This window comes from Streptomyces asoensis, assembly GCF_016860545.1.
In the GTDB taxonomy this organism is placed as follows: Bacteria; Actinomycetota; Actinomycetes; order Streptomycetales; family Streptomycetaceae; genus Streptomyces; species Streptomyces asoensis.
In genome coordinates this window covers 1,915,298-1,938,271 of sequence record NZ_BNEB01000005.1, presented here as the reverse complement: position 1 = coordinate 1,938,271, position 22,974 = coordinate 1,915,298, and the positions used below count along the sequence as shown (strand labels likewise).

General features: G+C 71.9%; 16 protein-coding genes. 5 read left to right on the top strand and 11 right to left on the bottom strand.

Annotated elements, in window-relative coordinates; all coding sequences use genetic code 11:
* Positions 1–366: 366 nt before the first annotated feature.
* Positions 367–1,779 carry an RICIN domain-containing protein gene (locus Saso_RS31280; protein ID WP_189923127.1) on the top strand — a complete coding sequence of 471 codons (1,413 nt, stop codon included), beginning with the start codon at positions 367–369 and terminating at the stop codon, positions 1,777–1,779.
* A gap of 7 nt (positions 1,780–1,786) precedes the next feature.
* On the opposite strand, the gene Saso_RS31275 is transcribed toward Saso_RS31280, so the two are convergent.
* A complete protein-coding gene (locus Saso_RS31275) occupies positions 1,787–3,469 on the bottom strand; it encodes a rhamnogalacturonan lyase B N-terminal domain-containing protein (RefSeq protein ID WP_189923129.1) in 1,683 nt (560 codons plus the stop codon).
* Between the two features lie 191 nt (positions 3,470–3,660).
* Here Saso_RS31275 and Saso_RS31270 point away from each other — a divergent pair, with 191 nt between their 5' ends.
* Together Saso_RS31270 and Saso_RS31265 are read left to right on the top strand one after the other, a co-directional pair.
* Positions 3,661–4,713 carry a rhamnogalacturonan acetylesterase gene (locus Saso_RS31270; protein WP_189923131.1) on the top strand — a complete coding sequence of 351 codons (1,053 nt, stop codon included), beginning with the start codon at positions 3,661–3,663 and terminating at the stop codon, positions 4,711–4,713.
* A 101-nt stretch (positions 4,714–4,814) separates the two neighbouring features.
* Positions 4,815–6,590, top strand: coding sequence for a DUF2264 domain-containing protein (locus tag Saso_RS31265; RefSeq protein WP_189923133.1), 1,776 nt, complete (start codon positions 4,815–4,817; stop codon positions 6,588–6,590).
* Positions 6,591–6,641: 51 nt separating this feature from the next.
* Here the strand turns inward: Saso_RS31265 and Saso_RS31260 are convergent, their stop codons facing one another.
* The 10 genes from Saso_RS31260 to Saso_RS31215 all read right to left on the bottom strand — a co-directional run bounded on the left by Saso_RS31260 (position 6,642) and on the right by Saso_RS31215 (position 19,550).
* Positions 6,642–7,268: a TetR/AcrR family transcriptional regulator gene (locus tag Saso_RS31260; RefSeq protein ID WP_189923135.1), complete on the bottom strand. Its 627-nt coding sequence runs from the start codon at positions 7,266–7,268 to the stop codon at positions 6,642–6,644.
* A gap of 73 nt (positions 7,269–7,341) precedes the next feature.
* Positions 7,342–8,142, bottom strand: a complete 801-nt coding sequence (locus tag Saso_RS31255; RefSeq protein WP_189923392.1) for an ABC transporter permease — start codon at positions 8,140–8,142, stop codon at positions 7,342–7,344.
* A 5-nt stretch (positions 8,143–8,147) separates the two neighbouring features.
* Positions 8,148–8,882: an ABC transporter permease gene (locus tag Saso_RS31250; protein WP_229901337.1), complete on the bottom strand. Its 735-nt coding sequence runs from the start codon at positions 8,880–8,882 to the stop codon at positions 8,148–8,150.
* 68 nt (positions 8,883–8,950) lie between these two features.
* Positions 8,951–9,946 (bottom strand): ABC transporter ATP-binding protein, encoded by a 996-nt coding sequence (locus Saso_RS31245; protein ID WP_189923139.1) that lies wholly within the window; start codon positions 9,944–9,946, stop codon positions 8,951–8,953.
* 63 nt (positions 9,947–10,009) lie between these two features.
* Complete coding sequence (locus Saso_RS31240; protein ID WP_189923140.1) at positions 10,010–12,922, bottom strand: glycoside hydrolase family 2 TIM barrel-domain containing protein; 2,913 nt, start codon at positions 12,920–12,922, stop codon at positions 10,010–10,012.
* A gap of 28 nt (positions 12,923–12,950) precedes the next feature.
* Positions 12,951–13,847, bottom strand: a complete 897-nt coding sequence (locus Saso_RS31235; protein WP_189923142.1) for a carbohydrate ABC transporter permease — start codon at positions 13,845–13,847, stop codon at positions 12,951–12,953.
* A complete protein-coding gene (locus tag Saso_RS31230; RefSeq protein ID WP_189923144.1) occupies positions 13,844–14,809 on the bottom strand; it encodes a carbohydrate ABC transporter permease in 966 nt (321 codons plus the stop codon). Before Saso_RS31230 ends, Saso_RS31235 begins: the two co-directional genes overlap by 4 nt.
* A gap of 20 nt (positions 14,810–14,829) precedes the next feature.
* Positions 14,830–16,095, bottom strand: coding sequence for an ABC transporter substrate-binding protein (locus Saso_RS31225; RefSeq protein ID WP_189923146.1), 1,266 nt, complete (start codon positions 16,093–16,095; stop codon positions 14,830–14,832).
* A 778-nt stretch (positions 16,096–16,873) separates the two neighbouring features.
* Complete coding sequence (locus tag Saso_RS31220) at positions 16,874–18,154, bottom strand: ROK family protein (RefSeq protein WP_189923148.1); 1,281 nt, start codon at positions 18,152–18,154, stop codon at positions 16,874–16,876.
* 151 nt (positions 18,155–18,305) lie between these two features.
* Positions 18,306–19,550, bottom strand: a complete 1,245-nt coding sequence (locus Saso_RS31215) for an FAD-binding protein (RefSeq protein ID WP_189923150.1) — start codon at positions 19,548–19,550, stop codon at positions 18,306–18,308.
* Positions 19,551–19,699: 149 nt separating this feature from the next.
* On the opposite strand from Saso_RS31215, the gene Saso_RS31210 reads away from it, so the two are divergent.
* Complete coding sequence (locus Saso_RS31210; protein WP_189923152.1) at positions 19,700–21,019, top strand: radical SAM protein; 1,320 nt, start codon at positions 19,700–19,702, stop codon at positions 21,017–21,019.
* Positions 21,020–21,294: 275 nt separating this feature from the next.
* Positions 21,295–22,782, top strand: a complete 1,488-nt coding sequence (locus Saso_RS31205; RefSeq protein WP_189923154.1) for a cellulose-binding domain-containing protein — start codon at positions 21,295–21,297, stop codon at positions 22,780–22,782.
* The last annotated feature ends 192 nt before the right edge of the window (positions 22,783–22,974 follow it).

Sequence of the window (22,974 nt, the reverse complement as noted above, 5' to 3'; positions counted from 1 at the left end):
TGCCGGCGCCGCGCCGATAACAGAAAACCCACCTCTACCCGGTGCGGCCCGGGCGCCGCGCGCCCCGGAAAACGACCATCGGGCCGGAAACCTCCGGAAAGGGCTTTCCCTCAAGTCCCGTCCGACCCGTTGACCTGCCCGTAACACACCCTTACCTTTTCGGCGTTCGCCATACCACATGGTGTTCGTGATCCGAACGCCCGTTCCCCGAGAGGCAGCCGCGTGGATCCCCCGGGGGAGCGCCGGCGACCGGCCGCACGACCTCGACCGTCCCACCCGGTGCCGGGCCCCGGCCGGCACCCGGACGGCATCCCCGATCCGACTTCGGCGTCCCCCTCGCCGACACCGTGAAGGAGCGTGCGTGAGATGAGACGTGCGTACACGACCCTGCTCGCCCTGTGTCTGGTGCTGATCGGCGCCCTCGCGACCGCGGGACCCGCCCAGGCGGCGTCCGTGACGGTCGCCAACGGCACGCAGTTCACCGACGGTTCCGGCAGTCCGCTGCACGCCCACGGCGGCGGAGTCCTCAAAGTCGGCTCCTACTACTACTGGTTCGGCGAGGACCGCAACGCCGACAACACCTTCCGCTCCGTGGACGCCTACCGTTCCACCGACCTGAAGAACTGGGAGTTCCGCAACCGCGTCCTGACCCAGTCGAGCGACCCCGAGCTGGCCGCCGCCAACATCGAGCGCCCGAAGGTCATGTACAACGCCGCCACCGGCAAGTTCGTGATGTGGATGCACAAGGAGAACGGCACCGACTACAGCGAGGCGCGCGCCGCCGTCGCCGTGTCGGACACCGTCGACGGCGACTACGCCTGGCAGGGCAGCTTCCGCCCCCTCGGCCAGCACATGTCCCGTGACATCACGGTCTTCGTGGACAGCGACGGCGCCGGGTACATGGTCTCGGCCGCGCGGGAGAACTACGACCTCCAGATCTACCGGCTGACGGCCGACTACACCGGTGTCGCGAGCCTGGTCGCCGACCCCTGGCACGGGGGCCACCGCGAGGCCCCGGCGCTGTTCAAGCGGGGCGGCGTCTACTTCATGCTGACTTCCGGGGCGACCGGCTGGAGCCCCAACCAGCAGCAGTACGCCACCTCGACCTCGCTCGCCGGTCCCTGGACCGCCATGACCGACGTCGGCGACTCGACGGCGTTCGGCTCGCAGACCGCGTACGTCCTCCCCGTGCAGGGGACGTCGGGGACGTCGTACCTCTACCTCGGGGACCGCTGGGGCAACTCCTTCGGCGGGACCGTCAACGACTCGCGCTACGTCTGGCTGCCGCTGACGTTCCCCACCGCCACCTCGCTGTCGATGTCCTGGGCCCCGGAGGTCACCGTGGACACGGCGGCGGGAACCGTCACCGGTACGAGCGCCACGTACAACACCCTCGTCGCCCGGCACAGCGGCCGGTGCGCGGACGTCACCAGCCAGTCGCTGTGGGCGGGCGCCCAGATCAAGCAGTACGACTGCAACGGCGGCGGCAACCAGAAGTACTGGTTCAGGTCCGTCGGCGGCGGCTACTACCAGCTCGTCGTCCGGAACAGCTCCCTGTGCGTGCAGGAGAACGCCGATACGGTCTCCCAGGAGAACTGCAACACCACGGCCACCAGCCAGCAGTGGTCGCTGGCGACGTCGGGCAGCTACGTCAACGTCAAGGCCCGCACGAGCGGCGAGTGCCTCGACGTGAACGGCGCGTCCACCGCCAACTCCGCCGCCGTGATCACGTACACGTGCAACGGAGGAACCAACCAGCAGTGGACGCGCGGCAGCTGACCGGCCCTCAGTTCAGCAGGTCGATCGCGTCGATCGACGTGCCCGCGCTGAGGTAGGAGGTCGTCCCCGAACCGCTCACCACGTTGATCTTCAGCACGTTGTACCGACCGGTGTCCGTGAGCCACGCGCTCGCGGGGACGCTGTAGGTGAACGTGTGGTTGTTGCCCCGGTAGGACCCGTTGGTCAGGGACCGGGTGCCCGGCTGGGTGGGCGGTGAGGGCACGGCCGAGGTCCAGGTGTCGTTCACCACCACCTGCGGACGGCCGTTGGCGTAGGCCGTCGTCACGCCGATCCGCAGGACGTGCGCGGCGGCGGCCTGGGCCGCGGTGAGCCTGAAGTACACGAGCAGGCCGCTGTTGACGTCCTTCCAGAGGTAGCAGGGGAACGCCGAGGTCTCGCTGCCGCTGCCGATCACCACGTTGCCGGTCCAGGCGGCGGCGCGGACGTCCGACGGATGCGCGTACGTCATCAGGTCGGCGTTCTTGAAACCGCTCGGCGTGCCGGTCCAGTCGTTGATCCGCCAGATCGCGCTCGCGTTGGCCGGGTCGTTCGACGACGGGATCGCGATCGAGTTGAGCGTGGTCGTCCCGCCGGCCGTCACGGTCACCTGCGTGCTGTAGACGGCCAGTTCGCTCTTGTGGACGGTCAGCGTGTACGTCCCCGGGAGCACCCCCGTGATCGAGAACCAGCCGTCGGAGGCGCGGGCCGCACCCCAGTACTGCGCGGCCGCGTTCGCCAGCCCGACGGTGTACGGGTGGGCCGTGTCGCGGCCCGTGATGCCGACGCCCGCCACCCGCCCGCGGCCGCTCGCCGCCACGTATCCGGAGATGCCGAGGGAGTCCGCCCACGGGGTGGTCAGGGTGCCCGGGAACAGCGCCGAGGAGGGCGCGCCGCCGTCCGTGAAGGCGATGACGTACGGGCCCTGGAGGCCGAAGCGCTGCTCCTCGGTCTGGTTCTGGCCGTAGTAGAGGATCTCGTACAGGCCGCCGCCGTCGGCGCTCTGGTGGCGCAGCAGGGAACGGTAGAACGGGCCGCCGGAGGCCTTCTCGTGGTTGCTGCGCACGATCCACAGGCCGACGCTGCCGGTCGTCCAGCCGATGTGGGAGTAGTCGATGACCCGCAGCCCGGAGTAGTGCTTGGAGCGGGTCTGGCCGTCGGACTTGGCGAAGACGTCGGACGCCTCGATCGTGCTGGTCGTGTACGTGTAGGAGTCGGGCTGGTCGTTGAGGAACAGGCCCGCCTTCACGCGCACGATGTAGCGGGTCGCCGAGACGGACGCGTCGGCCTTGTCGGTCCACAGGTACACGTTGTTCTCGCCGCTGCGGGCCGCGTAGTAGTGCTTGAGCGTGCCGTGCGTGACCGAGACCAGGATCGTCGAGCCCGACTGCGCGACGGTCACCGTGGAGCTGCCGAGGCCGGACTCGATGTGCGAGTTCATGCCGCCGTAGCCCTGGTACTCGGTGCCGCGGTAGACCAGGGAGGTCAGGTCGCCGGTGGTCTTGCTGACCTTGAACACCAGGGCGGCGCCGGTGTCGACGACGTAGTCGGAGCCGTTGTCGCTCCAGCCGAAGGCCGCCGCGGCGGCCGGTGCGGCGAGCGGCCCGGCCACGGCCGCCGAACCGGCGGCGGCCGCGGTGCCGAGGACGAAGGTGCGGCGTCGGACCGGCCTGGTGCTCTCGGATCCGGACATGGGGGTGCCCTCCTTCGGGAGGTGTGGGGGTGCGGGTGTCTGAGAGATTGGCAGTTGAATCGATTTCGCGAAAGGGCTTTCACCCGCTGGGGGTTGGCAATCTTATGAAATCGGTCCCAGCTCTAGAAAGCGCTTGCCAGAGGCGGTACGGTCCAGCCGCCAGCCCCTGTCCCCGCGCGGAGGAGCCGCAAGTGAGACGTTTCAGCACCGCCGTACTGGCGGCACTGACCCTGGCCGCCACCGTGACGGCCGTACCCGCCGCCCAGGCCCGGGCGCACGGCGGCCGCGCGCCGCTCGGCATCGGCGACTGCACCGCGACCGCCTGCCACTTCGACGTCCCGTCCGGCACCTACGACGTCCGGGTCGTCCTCGGCGGCGACACCGCGTCGAGCACCTCCCTCACCGGGGAGACCCGGCGGGCCCTGCTCCCCGAGACCACCGCCCCCGCCGGCGGACGCGTCGTCCGCAGCTTCACCGTCGACGTGCGCACCCCCGAGGGCGAGCCGACGGGCGCGGCCGGGACCGCCGGACTCGACCTGGCCGTCGGCGGCGCGGCGCCGGCGCTCGCCGACATCCGCGTCACCCCCGCCCGGCACGCCCGGCAGATCCTCCTCGTCGGTGACTCCACGGTCTGCGACCAGTCGGCGGAGCCCTACACGGGCTGGGGCCAGCAACTCCCGCAGTACCTGCGCAAGGGCGTCTCGGTCGCCAACCACGCCGACTCCGGCGAGAGTACGGTCACGTATCTGGGGAACCCGCTGCTCTGGGCCACCGTCCGGACGCTGATCCGCCCCGGCGACCTCGTCCTGATCCAGCTCGCGCACAACGACAAGACGACCGACGAGGCGACGTACCGGGCGAATCTGGAGACACTGGTGGCGGGAGTCCGGGAGAAGGGCGGCCGTCCGGTCCTGGTGACTCCCGTCGTGCGCCGCTGGTTCAGCGCCGACGGCACGCTGAACAACCCGACGGCCCTGCTGGTCAACGGACTCGGCGTCGACCACCCGGCGGTGATCCGCTCGGTCGCCGCCGCGCAGGACGTCGCGCTGATCGATCTCACCGCCAGGACCAAGGAACTGGTGGAGTCCCTGGGCGTCGAGGGGTCCAAGGCGCTCTACCTGTACAACGAGAAGCGCGACAACACGCACACCTCCGTGCACGGAGCGACCGTGTTCGCGGGCCTGGTCCGCGACGCGATCGCCGCCCTGCGTCTGGTGCCGAGGGGCACCGTGCGGGTGGGATGAACGCCTGGGGGCGCCCCGACCGGAACCGGGACGCCCCCAGGTCCCCCCCCGAGGATCCGCCCGCCCAGGATCCGCTCCGGCCGCGAAGGAAAGAACAGCAGATGCGCCTGCCCCCGCCCGACCCCGCCCGCAGCCCCCGCACCGGATACACCCGCGCCCACTGGGAAGCGGCCGCCGACGCCCTGCTCGCCGCGGTGGAGCCGTACGCCACCGCGGACCGCGCCCTGTACCACCTCCCCGGCGACCGGCAGAGCTGGTCGGGCCGCCTCTCCGACGGCCTGGAGGGGTACGCCCGCACCCTGCTGCTGGCCGCCTTCCGCCGCGACGAGACGGCGCTGGAGCGGTACGCGAGCGGCCTCGCCGCCGGTGTCGGCGGTGCCTGGCCCCGCGTGGAGGACCGCGGCCAGCCGCTCGTCGAGGCCGCGTCGATCGCCCTCGCGCTGCGCCTGACCCGCCCGCTGCTCTGGGACCGCCTCGACGACGGTGTGCGCCAGCGCGCCGCGCGATGGCTCGGCGACGCCCTGACCGCCGAGCCCTGGCCCTGCAACTGGGAGCTGTTCCCCGTGACGGTCGGCGGCTTCCTGGAGTCGGTCGGCCACGAGCCCGAGGCCTCCCGCAAGGCGATCGACCGGGGCCTCGCACGCATCGAGCAGTGGTACGTCGGCGACGGCTGGTACAGCGACGGCCCCGGCCGCGCCTTCGACTACTACAACGGCTGGGCCATGCACCTCTACCCGGTCCTGCACGCCTGGCTGGCCGACGACCCCGACCTGCTCGCCCTCTACGGCGGCCGGCTCGCCACCCATCTCGCCGACTACGCCCGCCTGTTCGGCGCCGACGGCGCCCCGCTCCACCAGGGCCGCTCCCTCACCTACCGCTTCGCCACCACCGCCCCCCTGTGGCTGGGCGCCCTGACCGGCCACACCCCGCTGCTCCCCGGCGAGACCCGCCGCCTGGCCTCGGGCGCGCTGCGGTACTTCCTGGACCGGGGCGCCGTCGACGCGCAGGGGCTGCTGACCCTCGGCTGGCACGGCCCCGACGCGTCGGTCCTCCAGGGGTACTCGGGGCCGGCCTCCCCCTACTGGGCGAGCAAGGGATTCCTCGGGCTGCTGCTCCCGCCGGAACACGAGGTGTGGACGGCGGCCGAGGAGCCCGGCCCCGCCGAGCGCGAGGACGCGCTCACCCCGATCGGCGCCCCGAACTGGCTGGTGCAGTCGACCCGTTCGGACGGACTGGTGCGTCTGCACAACCACGGCAGCGAGGACGTCCGCTACGACCCCCACTACACCCGGTTCGCCTACTCCACGGTCACCCGGCCGGCCGGGGCGCCGCCGGACAACACGGTCACGGTCGGCGGTGACCCGCACCGCGAGGGCATCGTCCCGCTCGGCGTGGGGGAGGGCTGGGCGGCCTCCCGGTACACGCTGAGCGGCGGCGCGCAGGTCACCAGCCTGGTGGTGGCGCACGGCGCGGTGGAGGTGCGCGCCCACCTCGTGGCGGGCGCACCACCGGGTACGGACGTGCGGGTCACGGGCTGGGCCGCGGCCGAGGGCGGGGACGAGCGGGCCGAACTGGTCGCCGTGCACGGGCTGTCGGGCCCGGCCCCGCTGACGGGTGCGGTGGCCCAGGGGCCCGCGACCCTCTTCGTCGCGCTGGCCCGCCTCACCGCCGAGCCCGACCCGCGGCCCCTCCCGGAGTCGGTGTCCGTCCAGGTGCGCGGTACCGGTACCGGCGACGCCCACGACGCGTACGAACTCGGCGTGCGCTGGCCGGCGGGTGCGCCCGTCCGCTTCCGCTTCACGGCCGCGGAGGGGGCCGCCGCCGGGTCGACCGCGACGCCGGTGTGGTCGGTGGCGCCGGTGGGCGGCCTGCCGTAGAACGGCGGCACGCGGCGTAGCGGGCCGGGCCGGCGACCCGGGCCGTCGGCGTCAGCCCGGGCCGTCCGCGGTGCCGCCCGCGGTGCCGTCCGCGGCGGGCTCCCGCGGCCAGTGCGTCAGGGCCGTGTGCAGGGCGTCGACCGCCTTGTCCCACGACCGCTGCACGTCCCGGGGCGCGCCGAAGCCACCGCCGGCCTCCAGGGTGCAGTACCCGTGGAAGGTGCTGCGCAGCAGGCGCACGGCGTCGGTGAGGTCGGGTTCGTCGAGACCGTAGCCGCGGAGCATCCCGTAGGTGATCTCGGCCGTGCGGCGCAGGGTGGGCGAGTCCGCGGTCAGCTCCCGGTCGAGGTCCGGGTCGATGCGCACCTGCATGGCCGCGTACCGGCCCGGGTGGCCCAGCGCGTACTCCCGGTACGCCCCCGCGAACGCGACCAGCGCCTCCTTGCCGGCCAGCCCGACGACGGCCGCCGCGATCCGGTCGATCATCTCGCCGCCGACCAGCAGCGCGAGCCTCGTCCGCAGTTCCCGCAGGTTCTTGACGTGCGAGTACAGGCTCGCGTCCTTGACCCCGAACCGCCGGGCCAGGGCCGAGACGCTGACGTTCTCGAACCCGGCCTCGTCGGCCAGTTCCGCCGCGGCCTCGACGAGGCGGCCGGTGGTGAGACCGACTCGTGGCATGGGGACCGCCCTGGGGTGTGCTGCGCTCGGACCTGCGGGTACGTCGCCCGATCCTAGGCGCTCCGCCGGGGCGTCAGCCGTTCACCCCGGTGTAGTGCCGCAGGCTCCACCGCCACAGCAGCCGGGAGCCGACATAGGCGAGCAGGCCCAGCAGGGGAGAGGCCGCCGCCAGCCAGTAGGGGACGCCGGTGCCCTCGCCGTGGCCGGTCAGCACGGCTGCCGGGAAGTACGCGACGAACGCGAGCGGGAGGCCGTAGGTGAGGAAGCCGCCCACCGCCTTGGGCAGCACGTTGAGCGGGTAGCTGCCGAACGTGCCGAGCAGCTCCTCCAGCCAGCTGCCCCAGTAGTCGGCGGCCGGGAAGCGCAGGGCGGCCGAGGCGACCACCGTGAACAGGGCGGCCTCCAGCAGCATGCCGCCGAGCACGGCCACGACCAGGTACGAGACGCGGCCCGCCGTCCAGTCGAGCCCGCTGCGACCGAGGGCCCCGGCCATCAGCCCCACCGCGACGGTCAGATCACCGAGGGCGTTGGTGGGGAACGCCCTCAGCTGCACCTGGAGATGGACCGGCATGGGCCGCACCAGACACGTGTCGATCCTGCCCTCCTGGATGAAGTAGCCGATCCCGTGCATGCGCCCGAGGAAGAGGACGAACAGGCCGTGGGCGAGCATCCGGGTCGCCGGGATCAGCAGCACGTCCGAGCTGTCCCAGCCGCCCATCCCCGTGAAGCGGGTCAGCAGCACCGTCGCGAACACGATCACCGACACCTGCCAGACGGCGCCGATCGCGACCATCATCAGGAACTCGGAGCGGTACTCCAGCTGGGCGCGGAAGTTCAGCCGCGTGATGCGCCACGCGAGACGTACGGTCCTCAGGGTCCTCAGCCTCCCTGCGAGATGACCTGCCGGGCGGCGCGCCGCCACACCAGCCGGGTGAACAGGGCCAGCACCACGACCCACACGGCCTGGAGCGACAGCGCCGCCACGGCGCCGGACAGCGGGATGCGGCCGACGTAGAGCGAGAGGGGGACGCTCAGGGTGGCCTGGAACGGCAGGAAGCCGCTGAGCGTCACGAACCAGTCGGGGAAGAACCACAGCGGCGCGTACACCCCGGACAGCAGGTTCTGCGCGAACAGCAGGATGAGCATCGCCGCGTTGTTGCGCAGGGTGAAGAAACACAGCTGGTCGATGGCGAGCAGGACGTAGTACAGGATCCACTGGCCGAGCAGCAGACTCAGCGCGAACACCGCGGCCACGGCGGCCGACGCGGGCGGGCGCACCACACCGGCGGCGAGACAGACGGCGTACCCCACCGCCGCCCACGCGAACCCGTAGAGCTGCTCGCCCAGCGCGCGCAGGGCGTAGTACCGCCGGGGCGGCAGCGGGCGCAGGTACCAGTAGACGATGGTGCCGAAGTGCATGTGCTGGATGACGGTGTCGCGGCCCGTGTACTGGTCCAGCTCCCGCAGCCGGGACGCCAGCACGGCCAGTACGGCGTAGGTGACCGCCTGGTCGCGGCTCAGCCCGGCCGTGGTCCCCGTACCGGCGTACAGGCCGTGCCACAGGGACGCCACCAGCACCACCTGGACGGTGAGCCGCAGCAGGGCGGCGGTCATCCGCGGCGGGGCGTGCAGCTCGCCCAGCGGGGTGACCCGGGCGGCGCGCCAGGCGGCCGGGAGGACTCTCACGCGTCGCCCGCCTGCACGTACGCGGCCCGCATCACGTCCTCCAGCTCCGCCTCGTCCAGCGCGACGTCGGTGACCTCGTACCGTTCGATGACCGCCTTCAGGGCCTGGTGCACCGTGGGCGCGCCCGGCCCGTCCGGGCCGAACACGACCCGGCCGCCCTCGTGCCGCAGCACCGCGATCCCCGGCAGGGCCGCGACCGTGCCGCGCGGGTCGGCGAGGGTGGCCCGCACCTGCCAGGTGGAGCCGAACCTGCGGCGGATCTCGTCGAGGGTGCCGTCCAGCACCACCCGCCCGTGGTTGATCAGCACCACGCGCTCGGCGAGCCGCTCGACCTCCGTCATGTCGTGCGTGGTCAGCAGGACGGTACGGCCGCGCTGTTCGACCTGGTGACGCAGGAACTCACGGACCTGTTCCTTCACCACCACGTCCATCCCGATCGTCGGCTCGTCGAGGAAGACGACGGGCGGGTCGTGCAGCAGCGCCGCCGCGAGGTCGCAGCGCACGCGCTGGCCGAGGGACAGATGACGCACCCGGGTGTCCCAGAAGGACGACAGGTCGAGCAGCGTGTCGAACTCCCGCAGCCGGGCCGTGTGTTCCGCCTTCGGCACCTCGTAGATGTCGCGCAGGACGGCGAACGACTCGCGCACCGGCAGGTCCCACCACAGCTGTGTGCGCTGCCCGAACACGGCGCCGATGTTGCGGGCGTTGCGCTCCCGCTCGCGGTAGGGGACCACGCCCGCGACACGCGCCTCGCCGGCCGTGGGCGTGAGGATGCCGGTGAGCATCTTGATGGTCGTGGACTTGCCCGCGCCGTTCGGGCCGAGGAGGGCGAGGAGTTCACCCGCGGCGACGTCGAAGGTGATGTCGCGGACGGCGTGCCGGGCAACCCGCTCGGGGTCGACCAGGGAGCGCAGACCGCCGACGAGGCCGGGGCGGCGGACGGTGGTGTGGAACGTGCGGGACAGGCCGCGCACCTCGATGCTGCCGATCACTCGTTCACCCTCCAGTGCGGCGCGGCCGGCCGGCTGGTAGCCGGCCGGCCGCGGGAGACGTCATCACCGTGTCGGAATGTCGATCAAACTGTCGATCGATTGATCGACCGCGGAGAAGACGAACGAGAACTGCGCGGGCGCCACGTCGAGGAAGTAGCGCGGCAGGGGGCCCGGGCCGCAGGACTGCGAACCCAGGCCGTGCTGACCGTGGTCGAGGTTGACCCACACCGTCTCTCCCGGCACCAGGTCCGTCAGGTGCCCGGCCGCGTCCAGCTGTTCGGTCGTCCACCGCCGGGCGCTGAACCAGAACTCCGGGGCGCCCTCGACGCGCAGGCCGCCGAGCTCCGCCCAGCGGACGTCGGCGCGGGCGCCGTTCTCCTGGGGCCGGACGTACGGCGTCTGGAGGGCGTCGACCGTGGACCGCCAGCGGCCGAGCGCGGACGCCGTCCTGCTGTCCGGATACGCCTCGCCGGGGCCACCGCCGAACCAGGACACCCGGTCGGCCGCGGACAGCCCGAAGCGGATGCCCAGCCTCGGGAGCGGGAGGGTCCAGTCGCCCTCCGGGGTGACGGACACCGTCAGCTGGACACGGTCGCCGTCCGAGACCCACCGGTACACCGTCGACAGCCCCACCTCGCGGGCGGCGGGCGCCACCCGGCTGCGCACCGTCAGCGCGCCGTCCCCGACCTCGACCGCGTCCAGCCGGTGCCGCATCCGGTGCAGGCCCAGTTCGCGCCAGAGCACGCCGTACCGGACGTCCGACTGCCAGGGCGCTCCGTCGTCGTTGTCGGTGGGCGCCCGCCACACGTCCAGGCGCAGCCCCGTCACGTCCACCCCGCCGATGCCGCGCAGCTCACCGGTGCGGGCGTCGAAGGTCGCCGGGCCCAGCGTGACGACCCGCTCGCCGGCCACCGGTGCCGCGGTCGGGGTCACCGCCGGCAACGCCCGGGCGGTCACCGGCACCTGGCCCCAGGCCACCACATGGCCCCGGTCGGCCCAGGCGGTGTCCTCGGCCAGTACGGCCCGCACGGTCCACGCCGTCTCCGCGCCCGCCGGGGCGAGGACGGGCGGCTGCGGCAGCTTCACGTCGGCCGACTCGCCGGCCGCGAGGGCGGGCACCGCCAGGTCGCCCGAGCCGACGGTCTCGCCGTCGACCTGGAACGCCCAGGTGAAGGCGAGGGCGCAGAGTCCGGCGAAGTCCTGCTTGTTGGTGACGCGGAGAGTGGCGTCGTCACCGGCCGTCAGGGCGACCGGTTCGATCACCTTCTTGAACTCGGCCAGGCCGGGGGAGGGGGTGCGGTCGGGCAGGACGAGACCGTCGCAGACGAAGTTCCCGTCGTGCAGCTCCTCGCCGAAGTCGCCGCCGTAGGCGAGTCCCAGCCGCGGGTGCTCGATGCCGTGGTCGATCCACTCCCACACGAAGGCGCCCTGGAGACGCTCGTGCGCCTCGAAGATCTTCTGGTAGTCGGCCAGTCCGCCGGGCCCGTTGCCCATGGCGTGGGCGTACTCGCACAGGATGAACGGCAGGGCGCGGCGCCGGTGGGTGCCGCCGTCCAGGCCCTGCCCGATCCGCTCCACCTCGTCGTGGGAGGCGTACATGCGGGAGTAGACGTCCGTGTCACGGCAGTCGATGTCGCCCTCGTAGTGCACGAGGCGTGAGGTGTCGCGGCCGTGGATCCACTCGGCCATGGCGGTCAGGCCGCGCCCGGTGCCCGCCTCGTTGCCCAGGGACCAGATGACGACCGAGGGGTGGTTCTTGTCGCGCTCGACCATGCGGGCGGCGCGGTCCAGCAGGGCGGGAGTCCAGCGGTCGTCGTCGACGGGGTTGTCGCGCCAGTCCTGCTCCACGAACCCGTGGGTCTCCAGGTCGCACTCGTCGACGACCCACAGCCCGTACTCGTCGCACAGGTCGAGGAAGGCCGGGTGGGGCGGGTAGTGCGAGGTGCGGACCGCGTTGACGTTGTGCCGCTTCATCAGCAGCACGTCGGCGCGCATGGTCTCCAGGTCCAGGGCCCGCCCCCGCTCCGGGTGCCACTCGTGCCGGTTGACGCCCTTGAAGAGGACGGGCCGGCCGTTGACCTTGATCAGGCCGTCCGCGAGTTCGACGGTACGGAAACCGATGCGCAGCGGCACCCGCTCGCCCTCGGTCACCAGTTCGCCGTCGTACAGCGCCGGGGTCTCCGCCGTCCACGGCCGCACCGGCACCGTGACCGGGCATCCGGTCTCGACATCGATGTCCAGGGCCGGCACGACCACCCGCCCGTCGACGTCGGAGTCGACGCGCAGGGTGCCGGCGCCCGTGAGGTGGTCGTAGGAGGCGTGCACGAAGAAGTCGAGGACGCCGCCGGCCGGGCGGTGCAGCAGTGTGACGTCACGGAAGATGCCCGGCAGCCACCACTGGTCCTGGTCCTCCAGGTAGGAGCCCGCCGACCACTGGTGGACCCGGACCGCGAGGACGTTGCCCGTCGGCCTGAGCAGGTGGCCGACCGCGAACTCGTGCGGTATCCGGGACCCCTTGAACTCGCCGATGTCCGTGCCGTTCAGCCACACCCGCGCGCAGGAGTCGACGCCGTCGAAGCGCAGGACGGCTCCGCCGTCGGCGGGACCGGGCCAGTCCGCGGGCAGGTCGAAGACCCTCAGGTGGTCGCCGGTCGGGTTCTCCGTCGGCACCCGGGGCGGGTCCACCGGGAAGGGGTACAGGTGGTTGGTGTAGGCGGGGGAGCCGAAGGCGCCGTCGCCCTGGAGGACCCAGTGGCCCGGGACCGCGATCTCGGCCCAGCCGCCGGCGTCGTAGCCCTCCGCGGCGAACGAGTCGTCCTCGGCGTCGGCGGTCGCGGACAGCCGGAATCGCCAGCTCCCGTTGAGCGACAGGGAGCGGGCGTCCGACGACGCGTACCAGGCGCGGGGCGCGAGCGCCCCGCTGCCCGGGGAGACGTCCTCCACGTAGGCGACGTCGGTGGTGGTGCGGAAAGACATCTGTCTCCAGGTCTCGAAGGGGAGCGTGTCAGCCCTTGATGCCGGTCTGCGCGATCCCCTGCACCAGCCAGCGCTGGAGGAAGAGGAAGACGAACACCAGGGGCAGGATGGACATGGCCGTGGCCATGAAGATCAGATGGAAGATCACCGTCTGGTTGGTCATGTAGTTGGAGAGCGCGACCTGGACGGTCCACGAACCCGGGTCCTGGCCGATGACCAGCGGCCACAGGAACGAGTTCCAGCCGTTGATGAAGGTGATGGTCGCCATCGCCGCGAAGAAGTTCAGCGAGTTGGGCACCACGATGCGCCAGTACGCACCCCAGTAGCCGAGTCCGTCCACCCGCGCCGCCTCCTCCAGCTCCCGCGGGAATCCCAGGAAGTACTGCCGGAACAGGAAGCAGGTGAAACCGCTGAACAGGCCCGGGATGATCAGACCCCGGTAGGTGTCCACCCAGCCGAGCGAGGAGACCAGCACGAAGCTCGGCACGAAGGTGACCGCCGTGGGGACCATGAGGGTGCCCAGGACGGCGTAGAAGACCTTGTTGGCGTGCTTGTACGGGATGCGGGCGAGCGCGTAGCCCGCGAGGGAGCACACCAGCAGGACACCGGCGGTGTGGAGGGTGGCCACGACCGCCGAGTTCCACAGGGAGCGGGCGAAGGGCACCGTCTCGTCGGTGAACAGTTCACCGATGTTGCCCCACTGGATGTCCGTGGGGAAGAACTTCCAGTTCTCACCGGTGATGTCGGTGTCCGTGGACAGGGCGTTGCGGACCAGCAGGTAGAAGGGGACCAGGAAGAAGAAGCCGGCGATCCCGGTGGCGACGTAGAGCCCGGTGGAGCTCATCACGCCACCGCCGCGCCGGTCGCGGCGGGCCCGCTCCGCGGGCTTCGCCGGTTCGCGCACCTCGGGCGTCGTGGTGGTCACTTCGCCTCCTCCCCCCTGCCGAAGCCCAGGAACTTGCCCTGGAGCAGGGTCACGGCGCAGATCAGCACGGTCAGGATGACCGCGCCCGCGCTGCCGGCGCCGTAGTCCTGGCTCTCGCCCAGGGCCTTGTAGTACAGCTCGACGAGGGGCGGGCGGCCCCATGTGGTCTTCGACAGGAGGTTGTAGAACTCGTCGAAGGCCTGGTACGCGGCGATCAGCAGCAGCAGGATCACCGCGGTGGACGTGGCGCGCAGCTGGGGCAGGGTGATGTGGCGGAACGTCTGCCAGCCGGGCTTGGCGCCGTCGATGGCGGCGGCCTCGTACAGCTCACCCGGGATGTTCTGGAGCGCGGCCAGGAAGAGGATCATGTAGAAGCCGGACTGGAGCCACAGCCGTGCCGTGACGATGACGAGCCAGTACCACGGCGGGTCGGGGTCGACGAGCCAGGCGATGTTCTCGATCCCGAACCAGCCGAGGACCGTGTTCATCAGGCCGAAGCGGACCCCGCTGAAGATGGACATCTTCCAGATCAGCGAGGCGGCCACGTAACTGCACGCGGTCGGCAGGAAGAAGACCGAGCGGAAGAACGCCCGCATGAAGCGCAGCCGGTTCACCAGCAGGGCCAGGCCCAGGGAGAGGGCCCAGGTGGTGGGCACGATGAACGCGGCGAAGGCGGTGAAGGTGCCGAGCGAGCCGACGAAGTCGTCGTTCGTCAGCATGTAGGTGTAGTTCTCGAAGCCGACGAACTTGTCGGGGGTGACGGTGAAGCGGGCCTCGAAGAAGCTCAGCCACAGACTCCACAGGATCGGCGCGTAGACGAAGATCGCCAGACCGACGAGGAAGGGCCCGCAGAAGAGCCAGAAGTTGAACGTGGGGCTGCCCCGCAGTCCCCGCCGCGGCCTGGCCGGTGCGGCCTTCGCCGGGGCGGGGCGCGCGAGGCCGCGCGTGCTGGTCGTCGACATGTCGTGATCCGTCCCGCGGCCTATCCGAACAGCTTCTTCAGTTCGCGCTCGACGGCCGTGTCGGCCTTGTCGAGCGCGGCCTCCGGGTCCATGTCCTTGCGGACGGCGTTGGCGAAGACGTCCTCGAGCGAGGTGATCATGGCCTGGGTCCAGCCGATGTTGTCGAAGTGCCCGAACTCGTTGAAGAGCCGGACTCCTTCGGCGGCGTTGCCCGACTTGAGCTTGGTGGCCGTCTGCGCGATCGAGGTGCGCGGCGGGATGTGGAAGCCGAAGGAGGTGGCCCACTCCTCCTGGTACTTCTTCTGGTCGATCCACAGCCACTTGACGTACGCCTTGGCCGCCTCGACGTTCTTGCCCTTGGCGTTCACGAACATCGACCAACCGCCGTTGTAGACCGACGGCTTGCCCGAGTCGACGGTCTTCGGGAAGGGGAAGACGCCCCAGTCGTCGCCGAGTGCCTTCTGGATGGACGGCATCGCCCACATACCGCAGAACTGGATGGCGCACAGGCCCTGGTTGAGCGAGGAGGGGTCCCAGGAGGCGGTCGGCGCCCCGAGCAGCAGATGGCCGCTGGTGAACAGCTTGCGCATCTTCTTGATGCCCTCGATGACGGCGGGGGTGTGGTACGCGATCTGGTTCTTCGCGTCGAGGGTGTCCGCGCCCGCGGACCAGATCATCGGGTTGATGACGCTGTGCAGGTCGTCGCCCATGTACAGGCCCTTGACCTTGCCGGTGGTGAGCTTGGCGGCGGCCTCCGCCAGTTCGTCGAGCGTGGTCGGCACCTCGACCTTGGCCTTCTCCAGCATCGACTTGCGGTAGAAGAAGAACTGCGGGTCGTCGATCATGCGGACGCCGTAGATCTTCCCGTCGACCGTGTGCGACGTGATGTCGGCCGGATTGAAGTCGTTCCTGACCGGCTCGATGATGTCCGTCAGGTCCGCCACCTGGCCGCTCTTGACCATCTGGATCTGCGGGTGGAACTCGAAGAGGTCGGGCGCGTTCTTGGTGAGCAGCGTGGCGAACAGCTTGCTCTCGAAGTCGGCGCTGGTGATCCACTGCGTGCTCACGGCGGCCTTGTCGTAGGCCTTCGCGTACTTCCTGATGGCCTGTTCGGTGCCCGCCTCGCCGTACGCGTGGAAGTACTGCGTCAGGGCGACGCCCGAACCGGCCCCGCCACCGCGCCCGTTGTTTCCCCCGCACGCGGCGAGCGAGCCGGCGGCGGCCATGCCGGCGGCGGCCCGGAAGAGGGACCTGCGGGACCAGTTGCTGTTGCTCATTGCCGACATGGTGACGTCCTTGTCTCGAGTACGGCTGCGGCTCGGCGGGTTCGGCGCCGGATGGCTCGAATGGCGTTGCGGAGCCGGACGCTAACCTTCGGCTAAGGCTTCGGCAAGGGGTTGGACGAAGTCTGTTCGAAGCGTTGTGTTCGGTTCGGAATGGCGAACGCGGGGTGCGTGAGAGGTGGGTGTGAAGCGGTCGCGGTAGGGGTAACGCGGGCGCGCTGAAAGAGGGTTGAGGGCCGCCGGTGTCAGGGCCGGCGACCCTCGCTCAAGGGGGGGGCTGATGCCCCGTCGGGTTACCGCGCGGGCCGAGCCCCGCGGTCCCGGTGTGCGGGGCCGCGCGGGATCACCTGCGCGTCCCCGTCGCCTCGCCGCTCGCCGGCGGTGGAGCGATCCGCGCCGGTCGGGCAGGTGCGGGGCCCGTCGGCGATCGCCGATCGGCGCGGTGCGAGGCCATGGGCGGGCGCACCGTCCCGGTGTACCGCAGCCTCCGGCGGGCACGGAGGGGCGACCGCGCCCCGGGGAACGCCCGACGGCTTCTCCCACGCCCCGGACGCCCGGCGCACCCCGGCGGCCCTGTCCACCGTCACCCCGGCCACGGGGGCGCCCCCGACGGCCCTGCCGCCGACATCGCGCCACAGCGCCCGGGCCCCGCACCCCGCGGCCGGGGCTCCGGCGCGGCGGACGGGCCGCGCGGCTCCGTGGCCGGCGGCCGGGGCTCCGGAGGGGCGGGGCGGCTGTCCGGGTGCGTGCGGGGCGGGGCGTAAGTCGCCGGTGGGCGGGGTCAAGGCCGCGTGCCTTCCACGGGTCCGGGGACGGGCGGCGCCGGGCGGGGCCTGGTCCCGGCGGGGACGGCGCGTCGGGCGCCGCGCTGTCCCACCGACTGCAACGCGCCTTCCAGGGCGAACGTGGCCGCCCCGAGACAGGCAGGGTCGCTGGGGATCGGGGAGAGCACGATCCGGCTGGCGGCCAGCGGGCGCTTCAGCGCGTGCCGGGCGACGGCCTCGCGCACCTCCTCCAGGAGCGGCGCGCCGAGCCGGGCGGCGACCCAGCTGCTCAGCACCACCACCTCGGGATTGAGCACGTTCACCAGGTTGGCGATGCCGGCGCCGAGATAACGCGCCGTGTCCCGGACCACCTTGACGGCGACCGGGTCGCCCGCGGCCACCCCGGCGGCCAGTGCGTCGATCGTGGCGGTCTGGTCGTCGGGATGCAACAGGGTGCTGCGCGGGCTGAGTTCGCGCAGGTTCTGCATGATGCCGGGCGCCCCGACGTACGTCTCCACGCAGCCGTGGTTGCCGCAGCGGCACAGCCGGCCGTCGAGGACGAGGGTGGTGTGCCCCCACTCCCCGGCACTGTTGCTGACGCCCCGGTGCAGCCCCCCGCCGAGGACCAGACCGGCCCCCACGCCCGTGCCCAGGTTGACCACCACGGCGTCCCCGCGCCCGCGCGCCGCCCCGAACCACAGCTCGGCGACCGCGCCCGCGCGCAGCGGGTTGTCCAGGTACAGCGGATAGGCGATGTGCTCGGCGAGCAGGTCGAGCAACGGCACGTCGTGCCAGTCCCAGTTGGGCGCGTACTCGGAGACGCCGGTCGCCCGGTCCACCTGCCCCGGCACGCTCACCCCGACGCCGAGCACCCGGGCCGCCTCGACCCCGGCCTGCGCGACCACCGATCCGGCGGCCGCGGCGACATGGGCGACCACCTGTTCGGGCCGGCTCTCACCGGGCCGCATGTTCTCCTCGGCCCGGGCCAGCACGTTCAGGGCCAGGTCGAAGAGCTCCACATGGACGTAGGTCTCCGCGATGTCCACGCCGATCAACGCGCCCCCCGACGCGTTGACGGCCACGAGTCCCCGCGGGCGGCCACCCGCCGAGTCCTCGAACCCGACCTCGGTGATCATGCGGAGGTCGAGCAGTTCGCCGACGAGGGTGGCGACGGTGGCGAGGGAGAGCCCGGTCGCCGCCGCGAGCTCCTGCCGGGAGGTGGGCGAGGCGGCGATGATCTGGCGCAGCACCTCATAGCGGTTCGCGGTACGGATGTCACGTGATGTGCCGCGCTTCATGCAGCGTGCCCCCTCATCCCTTCCGTCCCGTCGCGTGCCGGGCGGGCCCGCACTGCGACGGCACCGGCGCCGCGTCAGGCTATGGGCTGCCGAACCGTTCTACAAGGGGTTAGGAAAGGGGCTTTATAAAGTCGCCCGGAGTGGCTTGAAGTCAGCCCGCGAGGACGCCCCGCAGGAACGCGTTGGTGAACTTGGCGCCCGGATCCAGCACCCGCGCCAGCGCCGCGAAGTCGTCCATCCGCGGATAGCGCCCGCGCACCACGTCCGCCGGCATCGCGAACACCTTGCCCCAGTGCGGGCGCGGTCCGAAGGGCTCCAGCGCGGCCTCGACCGCCCGTACCGCGGGCAGCACCGCCGCCGCGTCCTCGACCCAGGTGAAGTGCAGCGCGACGGTGTCGCGCCCGTAGGAGGGGCTCAGCCACTGCTCGTCGGCGGCGACGGTGCGCACCTCGCAGACCTGGAGCACGGGGGAGACCGTGTTCCTGATCCGGTCGATCGCGTGCAGTGCCTCGGTGGCGTGTCCGCGCGCCAGCAGGTACTCGCTCTGGAGCTCGTTGCCGCTGCTCGGCGTGAACTCCGCCCGGAAGTGCGGCAGCCGCTCGTGCCAGGGCCCGGGCACCCCGAACTGCTCGGTGCAGTTGACCGCCGGCATGCCCGGCACCGGGTGCAGCGCCGCCACGGCCGGGGTCGCCCAGGGGAAGTCGGCGAGGGGCTGGTCCGTCCGCCGCTTGAGCCAGACCTGGCGGAAGCCCGGCGCGGCCCAGTCGGTGAACAGGCTGACGCTGTACGCGGCCGCCGCGACCGTCTCGAAGTCCAGTCGTTCCAGCGGGAGTTCGGTGAAGAGGTGCTGTTCGACCAGATAGCCGGGTTCCAGGTCCAGGGTGAGCGCGGTGACCACCCCGAGGGCGCCCAGCGAGGTGACGGCCCCGCCGAACCGCCGCTCGCCCCGTCCGACGACCACGGTCGAGCCGTCGGCGGTGACGATCTCCACCTCGCGCACGGCCGAGGCGAGCGAACCGTTGCGGACGCCCGAGCCGTGCGTACCGGTCGCCACCGATCCCGCGACCGAGATGTGCGGCAGGGAGGCCATGTTCGGCAGCGCGAGCCCGTGCTCGTGCACGCGGCGCGCCAGCTCGGCGTAGCGGACCCCGCCCCCGACCCGTACGGTCCGGGCCGCCGTGTCGACGTCGATCTCCCCGGTCAGGCCCTCCAGGGACAGCAGCACCCCGCCGTCACCCGGGTCGGCGATCTCGTTGAACGAGTGGCCGCTGCCCAGCACCCGTACCCGTGCGCTCCGCGCCACGAGCGAGCGCAGGGCGTCGAGGGAGCGCGGACGGTGCAGTTCCGCGGCGGCGAAGGTGATGTTGCCGGCCCAGTTGGTCACGGTCTGCGACATGCGACTGCGCGCTCCTTCCGAGGAGATCGGGAACGGCGAGTTCCCAGGTGGAACCTACCTTGCCCGCAACACGAGGCCCCCGCCCCCACTCCCGCGCCGCCGGGGGCATACCGTGAGGAGTCGTACGTGTGAACCGGGAGGAGAGAGGGATGGGCAGCCGTACCGCGCTGGTCGAGGATCTGATGGAGCGGTTTCCGCATGTTCCGCGGGAGGCCGTCTTCAAGGAGGACCTGCTGCGCGGAGGTGTGGCCTTCGACCCCTCCGCCCTCAGCGACAACGAATCGGGCGAGGTGAAGCCGAAGTCCTACTTCATCTTCTCCTTCGACCACGGCACCCTGCCCGAACTGGGCGAGGCCGCGCTGCGCCGGCCGCCGGAGGAGATCATCCTCACCGGCGGCCCCTACGACCTGCGGCGCACCGTCGTCTCGGTCCGGGTGAACCCGTCCTCCCCCTACCGGGTGGCGGCGGACGACGAGGGCCTGCTCGGGCTCTACCTGGACGGCCGGCGCGTCTGTGACGTCGGCGTGCCGCCGATGCCGGAGTACTACCGGCACAAGCTCTCCAACGGGAAGTCCGTCATGGAGGTCGCCCCCACCATCCAGTGGGGTTACCTGATCTACCTGACCGTCTTCCGGGTGTGCCAGTACTTCGGCGCCAAGGAGGAGTGCCAGTACTGCGACATCAACCACAACTGGCGCCAGCACAAGGCCGCCGGACGGCCGTACACGGGCGTGAAGGACGTCGAGGAGGTCCTCGAGGCGCTGGAGATCATCGACCGCTACGACACGCAGAAGGCGTCCACCGCCTACACGCTCACCGGCGGCGCGATCACCAAGACCGTCTCCGGCCGCGACGAGGCCGACTTCTACGGCCACTACGCCAAGGCCATCGAGGAGCGTTTCCCCGGCCGCTGGATCGGCAAGGTCGTCGCCCAGGCGCTGCCCCGCGACGACGTGCAGCGCTTCAAGGACTACGGGGTGCAGATCTACCACCCCAACTACGAGGTGTGGGACGAGTACCTCTTCAAGATGTACTGCCCGGGCAAGGAGCGGTACGTCGGCCGGGACGAGTGGCACAAGCGGATCCTCGACTCCGCGGAGATCTTCGGCGCGCGCAACGTGATCCCCAACTTCGTGGCCGGGGTGGAGATGGCCGAGCCGTTCGGCTTCACGACGGTCGACCAGGCCATCGCCTCCACCACGGAGGGCCTGCGCTTCTTCATGTCGCAGGGCATCACGCCCCGCTTCACCACCTGGTGCCCGGAGCCCACCACCCCGCTCGGCAAGGCCAATCCGCAGGGCGCGCCGCTGGAGTACCACATCCGGCTGCTGGAGGCCTATCGCGCCACCATGGACGAGTTCGGGCTCTCCTCGCCGCCCGGATACGGCCCGCCCGGGCCCGGCCGCGCGGTGTTCTCGGTGAGTTCCTTCATGGACAGCCTTCCGGCGCAGGACTCGGCGACCGTATAGTCCCGGCACCGGGGTGGGCCGCCGGGACGGTTGCCGCCATGTGGTGCCGGTGGTGAACACGAGGCGGTCCGCGCCCGTACTGGAGACCGGAGAACCGGGCGCGGCAGCCTGCTCGACCCCTGTTCGTTGTCTGTCCTGCTGTCTTGACATGACATCTGAACAGGGCGCTTGTCAGTTGTGTCGGTAACGTGAAAAGCTCTGCCCCTGCCGCGAGGTTCCCCCCAACTCCATTGCCGTCATGGTGAGTTGACCTCGCTTGTGGATGCAGGAGACTCATGCCCGACCTGCCGACCCCGAAGGACGCCGCCGAGGCCGCGCTGTTCTCCGAGTGCTGGGACGCCGTCCTGTCGTACGCGGACCTGTGCACGTCCGGCTCGACCGCGGCGAACCAACTGGCCCGCGAAGCGTTCGCGCTCGGCATACGCGAGGCCCGCGCGGCCGAGGACGCCGGCGCGCGAGGCGTCGGCCGCCGCTCCTCCCGGCTGCCCAGGATCCCGCTGCTGCTGACCGCCGTACGCACCACGGCCGCGGCCTGGGAGGCCCGGGGCCTGGGCCACCGGCTCGACCCCGATCTGCGCCTGTGGCTGAACTCCGACAAGGCCGCGCGCTACGTCGGACCGCCGCTGAGCCGGCCCATCGCCCTGCGCGGACTGCGGGACATGCAGGAACCCGACGCCGCCCTGCTGTGGCTGGCGGAGGTGGAGGCGCTGCCCCTGCACGCCGTGATCCGCCGTCAGGGCCTGGACCCGGCCGCCGCCGTCGAGGAACTCAACCAGGTCCGCGGCCTGTTCCGGGACCGCTGCCACCGCAACCACCTCGACACCCCGATGGACGCGGAGTGCCGCAGCTACGTGCGGCTCCTGGACGCCGTCACCCGCTCACCCGCCGCGGACACGCCTCCCGACCTCTCCCGGCACCTCGCCACCTGCGTGGAGTGCGCGGAGGCCGCCGCCTGTCTGCGGCTGCACGGGGGCGGACTGCCGGCGGCGCTCGCCCAGGGCGTCATCGGCTGGGGCGGCCTCGCCTACCTGGAACGCCGCCGCCGCGCCTCCGAGGTGCGCCTGGGCGGCGGACGCCCCGAACTGCCGGACGCCCAGGGCGCGGCGGAGCGCTCCGCCGCGGGCCGGGCGCGCGTGCGGCGCAACGGCATGCTCGTCGCCGCCGTGCTGGTCTCCGCGCTGGCGCTCGCCGTGTCGATGATGCCCGGCGACAGCGGCGGCGAGAACATCGCCAAGGGAGGCGACCCCGCGGACAGCAGCCCGGTGGCCGGCCCCGGCTCCGTCCTGCCGTCCGCCGGGCCCGCCACCTCCGCCGCGCCGTCCTCGTCCCGCCCGGCTCCGGGCGTGAGCGCGACGCCGACGGCGACGCGCGGCGACGCCGGGAAGCCGGACCCCGAGCCCCAGGGCACCTCCTCGGCCACCGCCGGGGCAGGCGGGAGCGAGGACGAGGCGGCCTGCGAGGTCACCTACGACCTCGTCAACCAGTGGCCCGACGGCTTCCAGGCCACCGTCACCGTCACCACCGCCGTGACGCTCGACTCCTGGCGGGTGGCCTGGTCGTTCCGCGACGGCCAGCGCATCGACCAGATGTGGGACGCGAGCGTCGCGCAGAACGGCTCCCGCGTCACCGCGACCGCCGCCGACTACAACAGGTCCGTCGCGGCGAACGGCACGCTCACCTTCGGCTTCCTCGCCTCCTGGCAGAAGAAGAACACCGCGCCGTACGCGTTCACCGTCAACGGGCGGGCCTGCACGGCCTCCTGAGCCGGCCCGGCCCGGCGCGGCCGGTGGGCGCCAGGTGGCGTCCGCACCGGAATCCGGTGGCGCCGGGCCCCCGAGGGTTCCTATGCTGAGGGGGCTCCACGCGGTGGCCGACGGCCACCGCGCCCAGTCGTGCACGGAAGCGGGAGGTGTGACCGATGACTGTCGCCGAGACGGGTGCTGTTCGCAGCGGCC